Below are 10,718 nucleotides of genomic sequence, written 5' to 3' on the forward strand. Positions count from 1 at the left end.
GAATGCGAAGCATCGGCAAAATCCCGTTGCTGAGAACGGTATAAGTGAACAGCAACGAATATGTCAGCTTTGCTGACCAGAATCACGCGCCAAGTCTCACGGACGTTCGACTTGAATATAGAAAAAAGGAACCAGAGAGATGGACGTTTGCTAAGAGGGATAACCGCTTTCGTGACGAGGCGGCTGTCACAGATCAGACAGACCGAGCATGAATGTCTCAGCCGGTCCCGGAAATGGAGTGCTTTATGGCAGAAAAGGTGTTAGAAGTAAATCAGATAAAAGCAAATATAGAAGAAAAAGAGATCCTGCACGGCGTTGATTTGAGCGTCGGCGCAGGAGAGGTACATGTCCTGATGGGACCGAACGGCGCGGGCAAATCGACGCTCGGAAACGTCCTGATGGGAAACCCGCGATATCAGATCACGGGCGGTCAGATCTTATTTAAGGGTGAGGATATCACACATGAGTCCACGGACAAGCGTTCCAAAGCCGGTATGTTCCTGTCCTTCCAGGAGCCGCTGGAGGTACCGGGACTTTCGCTGGAAAGTTTCCTGCGGAGCGCGATGCGCCAGCAGACTGGCAAGAACTTAAAGATCTGGGAATTTCATAAACAGCTCAAAAAGGCGATGGACATTCTCCAGATGGATGAATCGTATGCACAGAGAAGCTTAAACGTGGGCTTTTCCGGTGGTGAGAAGAAAAAATCTGAGATTTTACAGCTGATGCTCTTAAATCCGAGCCTGGCAATCCTCGATGAGACAGACTCTGGTCTGGATGTTGATGCAGTCCGTCTGGTTTCTAAGGGTGTGGAAGAGTACCAGAAGAACCAGAACGGCGCGCTTCTTATTATCACGCACAGCACCCGGATTCTCGATGCACTGCATGTTGACTATACGCACATCATGGTAGATGGAAAGATCGTGGCAACCGGTGACGGCTCCCTGGNNGGTGACGGCTCCCTGGTTGATAAGATCAACCAGGAAGGTTACGAATCCTTTATCCGTGAGGCGGGTGTGGCAGACGCCCGGAACTAATCGTTACTGTTCGCAGGCAGGCATTTTTGGAATCGAAAGTGCTGCAGGATAACGCGACAGTAATAACGAATCAGCACGGGTAATATGGAGGCATCAAACATGAAAGAAAAAACGTATGTAGATGACATTGATCGCAGCGTCTACGATATAAAAGACAAAGAAAATGACGCATATAAAGTAAAAGCGGGTCTGACCCCGGAGATCGTTGAGAAGATTTCTAAGGAGAAAAATGACCCAGCATGGATGCAGCAGTTCCGTCTGCAGTCCTTACAGATTTACAATTCCCTGCAGGTTCCGAACTGGGGACCGGATATCGAGGATCTGGACATGGATAACATCGTAACCTATGTCCGCCCGAAATCCAAGATGAGCGCCAAATGGTCGGAGGTTCCGAAGGACATCAAAGATACCTTTGAGCGTCTGGGAATCCCGCAGGCGGAGCAGAAATCACTGGCAGGCGTGGGCGCCCAGTATGACTCGGAGTTAGTATATCATAACGTGCGCGCGGAGGTAGCGGCGCAGGGCGTTGTCTACACCGATCTGGAGAGCGCAATGCACGGCGAATATGCGGAAATGATCCGGACGCATTTTATGCATCTGGTCAAACCGCAGGAACATAAATTTGCAGCGCTGCACGGGGCGGTCTGGTCCGGCGGATCTTTTGTGTACGTGCCAAAGGGCGTGTCGGTTACGATCCCGCTTCAGTCCTATTTTCGTCTCAATGCACCGGGAGCCGGACAGTTTGAACATACTCTGATCATCGTTGATGAGGGGGCATATCTGCATTTCATCGAGGGCTGTTCTGCGCCGAAATATAACGTAGCAAACCTGCATGCGGGTTGTGTCGAGCTGTACGTCGGCAAAAATGCGAAACTCCGCTATTCGACGATCGAGAACTGGTCGAAAAATATGTACAATTTGAACACCAAGCGCGCGATTGTGGAAGAGGGCGGCACGATCGAGTGGGTATCGGGTTCCTTTGGTTCCCATGTATCGTATCTGTACCCGATGAGTATCTTAAAGGGCGATGATTCAAGAATGGAATTTACCGGCATTACTTTTGCCGGAGAAGGTCAGAACCTCGATACCGGTGCGAAGGTAGTCCACACGGGCAAACGGACGTCTTCCTATATTAATACGAAATCTATTTCCAAGGACGGCGGTATCAGTACGTTCCGAAGCAGCGTGCAGATTGGAAAACAGGCATCCGGTTCTAAGGCATCGGTTTCCTGCCAGTCTCTGATGCTGGATGATATTTCACGTTCCGATACGGTCCCGGCGATGGATATCCGGACCCGCGACGCGAACGTCGGCCATGAGGCAAAGATTGGACGGATCAGCGACGAGGCTGTTTTCTATCTGATGTCACGCGGCATCAGCGAGGAGGACGCGCGCGCAATGATCGTCAGCGGATTTGCGGATGATGTATCGAAGGAGCTGCCGCTTGAGTACGCGGTTGAGATGAACAACCTGATTCAGCTTGAGATGAAAGGCAGTATCGGATAATAGATGGTTACTGTTTGCAGCGGGGATTTTGAAATAACAGATTCTGCTGCGGGGCATGCAAGTGCATGAATGGTAACGACAGGAGGAAACAATGGGACAGAAAGAAATGACAGTAAACATTCTTCCGACCCGAACCTGGAACCGGCTGGGAATGAACGAAAGCCAGATACAGATTGAGTGGCCGGAGGAAAGTGTTTTGATAAAACCGGAGCGCCTGGCAGCAGGTGTGACCTGGGAAAAAGAAATCTCCGGAAAAGAGTGGGACGAGATTCAGACCGGCATGGGACGCGAGTACGATGCGATGGCGGCGGAATGCGGAACGGGAAGTATCTACCGGCTGACAGCGGAAGCGGCAGCTGTGCTGCAGAATGAAAATACAGAATGGACGGTTCTCTGCGTCGATTACAAAAACGGCAGTTACCAGAACCGCCTCTGCCTGGATGCAAAGGAAAACAGCCGCTTAAACGTGCTGATCGTATTCCGCTCCGGGGAGGACGCACAGGGAACATCCTCGTTCCAGGTAAAGGTCCATGCGGAAAAGAATGCAAAGGTACAGCTTCAGGAAGTGCAGCTTCTCGGCGCCGGATATACCTGCCTGAGTGATATCGGTGCGTCCTGCGGGGAAAATGCCACATTTGAGCTTTTGAAACTGGAGCTGGGCGCAGACAAGGTCTACGCGGGCTGCCTGACCGAGCTGGAAGGAAAAAAGAGCGCATTTGACGCGAAGATCGGCTATTACACCAGTGTAAACCAGAAGCTGGATATGAACTATACAGTACGCCACCGCGGCAAAAAGACAGAGAGTATGATGGAAGTCTCTGGCGTTTTGCAGGACGGTTCCTCCAAGCTGTTCCGCGGAACGATCGATTTCGTGCCGGGATGCGACGGGGCAAAGGGAACTGAGCGCGAGGATGTGCTGCTGCTCGGCGATGACATCGTAAATCAGACAATTCCGCTGATTCTGTGTGCGGAAGAAGATGTCGAAGGAAATCACGGCGCTTCGATGGGCGATCTGGACGATGCAACGCTGTTTTATCTGTGCTCCCGCGGACTGTCGAGAGAGGAAGCTGAGCGCATGGTAGCGCGGGCGAGAATCGACGCGCTGAATGAGCTGGTAGCTGACGAGGCAGTACAGAAGCAGGTTCAGGAGTTCATGAACCAGAAGCGATAATAAAATGAAAAAACTGTAAGTTGGCTGCGGTTTGTTTTTGCAGCAAGTATACAAACAAATATATAAGAAGGAACAGAACATGACAGATTACAAGAAAGATTTTCCCCTGCTTGCGGGTTCAGATATCGCATATCTGGACAATGCGGCAACGGCACAGCGCCCGGAGGCGGTATTAAAGGCAGTGGAAGATTTCTATACAAAGAAAAATGCCAATCCGCTCCGCGGGCTCTATGAGCTGGGAATCGAGGCGACGGAGGCATATGAAGCGGCAAGAGAGCGCGTGCGGGAATTTATCAATGCTGGAAAGACGAGCGAGGTCGTGTTTACACGCAACAGCACCGAGAGCCTGAATTTGATCGCGTACAGCTATGGTTTAACCAGTCTGAAAGCAGGCGATGAGATCTTAATCAGCATTGATAACCATCACAGCAATATCCTGCCGTGGCAGATGGTATCCAGACAGACAGGCGCGAAGCTCGTTTATCTGGAATGTCAGCCGGATGGTTCCTACCGGGATGAAGATATGGAAGCCCTGGTGACAGAAAAGACAAAGATCGCAGCGATGCCGCAGATTTCCAATGTCCTTGGCCGCAGAAATCCGGTAGAGAAGCTGACGAAACTGGTGCATGAAAAAGGCGGTGTCATCGTCATCGATGCGGCACAGAGCGCCCCGCATATTCCGGTGGATGTGCAAGCACTGGATGCAGATTTCCTTGTATTTTCCGGTCACAAGCTGATGGCACCGATGGGAATCGGCGTCCTGTACGGAAAAGAGACCCTTCTGGATGCGATGCCGCCGTTCCTGACGGGCGGCGAGATGATCGATTCGGTCAGCCGGGAATCTGCAGTCTTTGCCGAACTGCCGCACAAATTCGAAGCCGGTACCGTCAATGGCGGCGGTGCGGTCGGCTTACAGGCGGCGATCGATTATCTGATGAACGTCGGATTTGACGAGGTGCGGAAGCGTGAGGAGCTGCTGACAACACGGGCAATGACGGCGATGCAGCAGATTCAGGGCGTTCATATCCAGGGAAGCGATAAGCCGGAAGAGCACAACGGAATTATCAGCTTTACCGTGGACGGCGTACATCCGCACGATATCGCGTCGATTCTGGATGCAGCAAATGTCAATGTGCGCGCAGGCCACCATTGCGCCCAGCCGCTTTTAAAACATCTGGGTGTATTTGCAACAGCGCGTGCCAGCTTTGCGTTCTACAATACGGAGGAGGACATCGACCGTTTTGTTCAGAACCTGAAAGAAATCCGGAGGAAAATGGGATATGGAGAATAGAACCTTTTACAATGAAATACTGACGGATCACAATCTGCATCCGTTACATAAAGAAAAGCTGCCGGATGCCAATCTGGTATTAGAGGGCGTCAATCCGAGCTGTGGAGATGACATCATTCTTCAGTTGAAGGTCGAAGATGGACAGGTGGTAGACGGTGCTTTTGAGGGAAGCGGCTGCGCGATCTCCCAGGCGTCCGCCGATATCATGCTGGATCTGATCATCGGAAAATCCGAAGAGGAAGCACGCCATCTGGCGGATCTGTTCCTGCGGATGATCAAAGGCGAGGCAAGCGAGAACGAGATCGAAGAACTCGAGGAAGCCGGCGCCCTGGTCGATGTTTCCCATATGCCGGCGCGTGTCAAATGCGCGGTGCTGGGATGGCATACGATGGAAGAGATGCTGGATAAGAAGAACGAGAAATAAGAGAGAAGATAAAAAGAAACGGGAGCTATTCTTTTGAGAGTGTCAGGGCGGGACGTACCATTTCCGCCCTGATGATCTATATACCAGAAATAGTCTGGAAAAGAGAAGTCAGATGTGTTGACGAAAATATATACAAAAATAGATTGGCAAAAACAAAGCACGTATAGAGAAAACGGCAAAAAAACAAGCGGATCTAGATGTACGTTTTTGTATAAAACATCCAAAAGGTTGACGGCGTATTTACAAAAATAAACAAAGATGTTAAAATGATCATAAAAAGGATACAGATGGCGATGTACATACAGATGGCGTACAGCTGAATCCTGTGGCTGGAGGTATGAGAGATGCCGAATTTTTCATATAAAGCGCTGGGACGGGATGGAAAAGAAGTCCGGGGAGTGCTCCAGGCTGAGAGTGAAGCGGCAGCCGCTTCCAGAATCCGGGAAAACTATCCGATTCTTCTGAGCATCTGTCAGAAGAAAGAGAAGAAAAGACCTGATGACGGCAGTCTCCTGGAGATGGAGATCGGAAGCAGGCGGATCAAGACGAAGAAGCTGGCGATCCTGTGTTCGCAGTTTGCGATCACTCTTCATTCGGGTATGACCGTGGCGCGCGCGATGCGTATGCTGGCAGATCAGAATGATGACAAGCGGATTCGGAAGATCATGGGGGCTGCGGCAGAGGAAGTAGCTGCCGGAAGTACCGTTGCGTCGGCGCTGGAAAAGTATAGCGACCGTTTTCCGCTCACGTTTATCGAGACGATCCGGGCAGGCGAGCAGTCCGGTACACTGGAACACTCCTTTGACCGGCTTCAGAAGTTTTACGAAAAGTCCTACAAGACGACGGAGAAGATCAAGGGAGCGATGACGTATCCTTTGTTCGTCGTTGCGATTGCGGTGGTTGTCCTGATTATCGTCATGGCGAAGGTTATCCCGACACTGGCAGATGTATTTACCGATCTGGGCGGTACGCTGCCGCTGATGACGCGGATGCTGATTGCGACTTCCCATTTTTTCACGAAGTGGTGGCTGCTGATGCTGGCGGTGCTGGCGTTTTTGAAGATTGGTTCGCAGGTCTACGGCAATACGCCGCAGGGACGGATTGAGAAAGCAAAGATCATGTTATCTCTTCCACTTGTGGGCGTGATCAACCAGATGAACGGCGCAGCTCAGTTTGCCAATACAATGTCGGTGCTTCTGGCAGCGGGTATCACGATCAATCAGGCGGTTGACACGACGGCGAAGGTTATGGACAATGCACTTCTGAGCGAGGATGTCCGCTCCATGCGCGAAGGAATCGAGCAGGGACGCAGTCTGGTGGAATGTCTGCGGGGAAAGAAATATTTCCCGCCAACGATGGTCGATATGTGTTCCGTCGGAGAAGAAACCGGTGAACTCGAGGAGACACTGGACAATGTCGCCGATTATTACACCAACGAGGCGGATTACCGAATCCAGCGGCTTCTGGCACTGCTGGAACCAACGATGCTGGTTGTGCTTGCGATTTTTGCGGGTATCATTGTAGTGTCGATTTATCTGCCTATCTTTACAATGTATGATCTGATGTAAGAATTGACTGCACACATGTGAAATGTGATACAGCAGAGGCTGGATGGCTCAGAGGAAATTCTCTGTTCATTAATAAAATACTATACAATAAGGAGATTGATTTTATGAAGGGCTTAATCAAGAAAGTTCGTGAGAACAAAAAAGGTTTCACACTGGCTGAGCTGCTGGTGGTTGTTGCGATCGTGGGCATCCTGGTTGCGATCTCGATTCCGGTATTTACGGCGCAGCTGAGCAAGGCTAGAAAGGCTACGAATCAGGCAAACCTGAGAGCTGCGAAGGCGGCAGCGGTTGCTCAGTATATGACAGATGAGATGGAAAAAAATGCTACAGATGAAGTTATTTATAATTATGATTTAGCGACAGGTACTGTTGAGTCAATTACTAGTACAACGGAAGGTGTAGCTGCGAAAGTAATAGGTGATGAAGATGGCAGTGTACAGTATAAAGTAATTAATGTAAAAGTAAAACCGCAATCCGGAACAAAGGGTACAATTAATGGCGCAGAAATTACATTATATGCGAAATAATAGAGTATAAGTAAAAACCACATACGTGGCAAAATGGATGGGTTTTCCCATCCATTTTTGCTAAAGGCGCCCGGAGACAGAATAAGCAAATTCTGTTATAATGAATCAAAGAATTGCAAAAGACAGGAGAGAACGCGGCGATGCTGCATCAAACCACATTTTTAACGATTTACATATTAACCATAACATTTATCTTTGGCTGTGCCATTGGCAGTTTTACAGACTGTCTGGCGGGGCGGATGCTTGCGGGAACTTCGATCCTAAAGGGGAGATCGCACTGTGATGCCTGCGGGCATGTGCTGGGCGTGCCGGATCTGGTGCCGTTGTTTTCGTGGCTGTGTCTGCGGGGCAGATGCCGTTACTGTGGGGCAAAGATCCCGGCGGAATCGTTCTGGGCGGAACTTGTTTCGGGGATCGCGTGCTGTCTGATCGTGTACCGGTTCGATGTTTCGGTGCTGGCACTGCGGGGGATACTTCTGTGGATTGTGCTTTTGTGCCTGACGCTCACGGATCTGCATGCGTGGATCATACCGGATCGCCTGCAGGTGGCAGGAGTCCTGATTTTTTTCGGAACGGCAGTCTGTCTGCCGGAAACGGGCGCACAGATACTGCGTGGTGTTTTGACGGGGGCTGGCTTGTCGGGCGGTGTGCTGGCACTTTCACTTTTATTTGACCGCCTGACGGGAAAGGAAAGCCTGGGAGGCGGGGATATCAAACTCTTTTTTGTGACGGGGCTGTACCTTCGTTCTATCTGGGAGGTATTGTTTTTTCTGATTCTCAGCTGTGTGCTTGGAATCGGATGTTCGTTGGTTTGGAGAAAGGGGAAAATTCCATTTGGACCGGCGATTGCGGCAGCTTTCTTTCTGATGCTTCTGTTTGGTGAACAACTGACAGGATGGTATAGGGGGCTGTGGCTTTTGTAAGCTGTACACGATAAAACTCTTTTAAGGGGAGTGCAGAGATGAAGAATTGTTTAGGAATTGAAATTGGACATTACCGTATCAAGATTGCATATGCGGAAAAGGGTGAACTGAAAGAGTTCATCAGCGAGCGGGTTCAGGGAATGGATCTGACCGATATGCACGTCTGTGCGGATTTGATAAAGGATTTATTGAAGGAATATGCGATCCGGTGCCGGAATGTGGTATTTGTTATCCGTCAGGAGGATGTGTATGTGCGGCGGTTTGAGATGCCGCTGATGACGGAAGAACAGCTCCGGCTGAATCTGCCGTATGAGTTTCATGACTATATCGGCGATGAGATGGACAAGTATGTTTTTGATTACGCGATGATTCAGACGAAAGAGAGGACGATGGATCTTCTTGGTGCGGCGTGCACGAAGACGCTGTCGCAGCAGTTTGAAAAGCTGGCAAAGATGGCGCGCCTGAAGCTCGTCGGCCTGGTCCCGGCGGTGCTTGGCCTGGAGCGGATTCTGGAGTATGCACAAGAGCGAAAGGATTACGCTGTTCTGGATCTGGGAACCCAGGCGCTGCGGATTCATTTCTTCCGTGAGGGGGGTTATGATATTACCCGTACCATGGAGCCGGGCTGTGAGGAGATCGAGCAGATCCGTTTGGGAGATAAGAACAAGATGCAGGAACTGGGAATTGAGGTGGAGGAAGAAAACCGCGAGAAGACCGACAAAGAAAAGATAGCGGCTGTGCTGGAGGAGCAGTACCGGACCCGCGCCGTCCAGGTCATGCGAGTTTTGAACTTTTATAGCTTCAATAATGTGAATAATACGATCGACAGCCTCTATTATTGCGGCGGAGGTGCACGATACGGGGAATTGATCGATGCGCTGAAAGAAACGCTGGATCTGCCGGTGCGGAGTGTGGCGGATCTTCTGCCGGAGGTCTCTCTGGATGAGGAAGATGAGTGGATCGACAGCCCACAGGCATACGGTGTATTACTTGCATAAGGAGGAAGAGCGGTGGCTGATTTAAAATCAATCGCGAATATGCAGATTGGCGGTCCGAAGTATCCGAAAAAACGGCGCATCAATCTGTATCAGAAGCAGACTAAAAAAGGGAAAATAGCGGCGGAGCTGGGCGCGTTTGCCGTTTTTATGGTTTTTGTCTACGGATTTTCGAGATTTGGCGTAATGCTTCCCCTGCAGGAGGCAGACCGGGCAGAGGCGGTTTATGCGGCGACAGAGAAGGAGCTTCGTACATTGGAGAAATCCAACGAGGTGTACGGTGAGGTTCTGGCAGAGTACGCGCATTATGGAAATGGGTATCTGAATGAGGAAGAGAGTAAGCTTCCGGACCGCCGGATGATGCTGGATTCCCTGAAATCACAGATTTTCCCGCTGACGGCAGTTTCGAGTGTTTCGATCACCTCGGATCAGATGTCATTGGAAGGAACCATTCCCAATGGTACACTCTTTCCGCAGCTGGTCCGTGATGCGGAGGCGGATCCGAATGCGCGCTATGTGACCGCTTCGCTGGAGGAAACAGTGAAGAAAGATGGCGAAGAGAGAGTTCTGGCATCCTTGAAGCAGGTGGGAGTGTCAATGGCTGTATTTTTTAAGGAACCAGAAGAGGGCAAAGAAGAATGAATTCGTTAGGGAAATATGTATTAACAAAAACACAGAAAATAGTGCTGCTGGTTGTAGTCTTTGCCCTGATCGCGGGCGGCTACTATGCCGGATTTTACCTGCCGGTGCAGCGGCGGATTGAGGCGGCGGACACGGCGGAGCTGGATGCCCAGATACAGTTGGAGCAGATGAAAGCGATGCAGATCCGGCAGATGGAGGAAGAGATCGAGGAAAACAAGGCATCGAATGCGCCGATGGTTCCGGCCTACAATCATTTCAAGACGGAGACGGAGGAGCTGAACCGTATTTTTGCGAATGCGTATGATTTTACTTTCCAGTATTCAGAGCCGCAGGTGGACGGAATGGAGATCCGCCGCGCGATGAATATTTCTTTTACGGCGGATTCGTTTGATCACGCTGTTTCGATGCTTCATGAGGTGGTCGAAGGACCGTACCGCTGTCTGATCGAGGATCTGAGCATTCAGGATGATAAAGATCTGGAAAATGAAGAGTTAGAGGATATCCGCATCCACCCGGTGGCGGTGGCGTTCCAGCTGACTTATTTTGAGACCCGCTACGATGCGGAATCAGAAGAAGGCCTGGAGCTGGAACCGGAGGAGACGCAGGCACCGTCGGGACTGGCAAATGCGGATGTGTC

11 protein-coding genes are annotated in these 10,718 nt (G+C 50.6%); all 11 read left to right on the forward strand.

What is annotated here, in order from left to right; translation table 11 throughout:
• Window positions 1–245: 245 nt before the first annotated feature.
• Complete coding sequence (gene sufC / locus QVO97_RS03035) at window positions 246–1,034, forward strand: Fe-S cluster assembly ATPase SufC (protein ID WP_288188762.1); 789 nt, start codon at window positions 246–248, stop codon at window positions 1,032–1,034.
• A 99-nt stretch (window positions 1,035–1,133) separates the two neighbouring features.
• On the forward strand, window positions 1,134–2,540 hold the full coding sequence (gene sufB, locus QVO97_RS03040; RefSeq protein ID WP_022358944.1) for a Fe-S cluster assembly protein SufB: 1,407 nt from the start codon (window positions 1,134–1,136) through the stop codon (window positions 2,538–2,540).
• A gap of 91 nt (window positions 2,541–2,631) precedes the next feature.
• The gene (locus QVO97_RS03045) at window positions 2,632–3,711 is read left to right on the forward strand and encodes a SufB/SufD family protein (protein ID WP_022358945.1); all 1,080 of its coding nucleotides are present in this window, start codon (window positions 2,632–2,634) and stop codon (window positions 3,709–3,711) included.
• A 79-nt stretch (window positions 3,712–3,790) separates the two neighbouring features.
• Window positions 3,791–5,002: an aminotransferase class V-fold PLP-dependent enzyme gene (locus tag QVO97_RS03050; RefSeq protein WP_022358946.1), complete on the forward strand. Its 1,212-nt coding sequence runs from the start codon at window positions 3,791–3,793 to the stop codon at window positions 5,000–5,002.
• Window positions 4,992–5,426 carry a Fe-S cluster assembly sulfur transfer protein SufU gene (gene sufU, locus QVO97_RS03055; RefSeq protein WP_022358947.1) on the forward strand — a complete coding sequence of 145 codons (435 nt, stop codon included), beginning with the start codon at window positions 4,992–4,994 and terminating at the stop codon, window positions 5,424–5,426. The genes QVO97_RS03050 and sufU overlap by 11 nt, the downstream gene beginning before the upstream one ends.
• Window positions 5,427–5,770: 344 nt before the next feature.
• Window positions 5,771–6,994 (forward strand): type II secretion system F family protein, encoded by a 1,224-nt coding sequence (locus QVO97_RS03060; protein ID WP_022358948.1) that lies wholly within the window; start codon window positions 5,771–5,773, stop codon window positions 6,992–6,994.
• Between the two features lie 104 nt (window positions 6,995–7,098).
• The gene (locus QVO97_RS03065; RefSeq protein WP_022358949.1) at window positions 7,099–7,521 is read left to right on the forward strand and encodes a type IV pilin protein; all 423 of its coding nucleotides are present in this window, start codon (window positions 7,099–7,101) and stop codon (window positions 7,519–7,521) included.
• Between the two features lie 140 nt (window positions 7,522–7,661).
• Entirely contained in the window at window positions 7,662–8,444 is a 783-nt protein-coding gene (locus tag QVO97_RS03070; RefSeq protein ID WP_022358950.1) for a prepilin peptidase, read from the forward strand.
• A gap of 38 nt (window positions 8,445–8,482) precedes the next feature.
• On the forward strand, window positions 8,483–9,442 hold the full coding sequence (pilM, locus tag QVO97_RS03075) for a pilus assembly protein PilM (RefSeq protein ID WP_022358951.1): 960 nt from the start codon (window positions 8,483–8,485) through the stop codon (window positions 9,440–9,442).
• A 12-nt stretch (window positions 9,443–9,454) separates the two neighbouring features.
• Window positions 9,455–10,081, forward strand: coding sequence for a hypothetical protein (locus QVO97_RS03080; protein ID WP_022358952.1), 627 nt, complete (start codon window positions 9,455–9,457; stop codon window positions 10,079–10,081).
• The coding region (locus tag QVO97_RS03085; RefSeq protein ID WP_288188765.1) for a hypothetical protein at window positions 10,078–10,718 on the forward strand (641 nt) is incomplete at its 3' end. The genes QVO97_RS03080 and QVO97_RS03085, both read left to right, overlap by 4 nt.

The sequence above is a fragment of the Clostridium sp. CAG:43 genome (assembly GCF_000434655.1).
Lineage (GTDB): Bacteria > Bacillota > Clostridia > Lachnospirales > Lachnospiraceae > Otoolea > Otoolea fessa.

Bases quoted from the DNA above. Each gene is read 5' to 3' on its own strand.
- sufB (WP_022358944.1), top strand. From the start codon at position 1,134: ATGAAAGAAAAAACGTATGTAGATGACATTGATCGCAGCGTCTACGAT.
- QVO97_RS03045 (WP_022358945.1), top strand. From the start codon at position 2,632: ATGGGACAGAAAGAAATGACAGTAAACATTCTTCCGACCCGAACCTGG.
- QVO97_RS03050 (WP_022358946.1), top strand. From the start codon at position 3,791: ATGACAGATTACAAGAAAGATTTTCCCCTGCTTGCGGGTTCAGATATC.
- sufU (WP_022358947.1), top strand. From the start codon at position 4,992: ATGGAGAATAGAACCTTTTACAATGAAATACTGACGGATCACAATCTG.
- QVO97_RS03060 (WP_022358948.1), top strand. From the start codon at position 5,771: ATGCCGAATTTTTCATATAAAGCGCTGGGACGGGATGGAAAAGAAGTC.
- QVO97_RS03065 (WP_022358949.1), top strand. From the start codon at position 7,099: ATGAAGGGCTTAATCAAGAAAGTTCGTGAGAACAAAAAAGGTTTCACA.
- QVO97_RS03070 (WP_022358950.1), top strand. From the start codon at position 7,662: ATGCTGCATCAAACCACATTTTTAACGATTTACATATTAACCATAACA.
- pilM (WP_022358951.1), top strand. From the start codon at position 8,483: ATGAAGAATTGTTTAGGAATTGAAATTGGACATTACCGTATCAAGATT.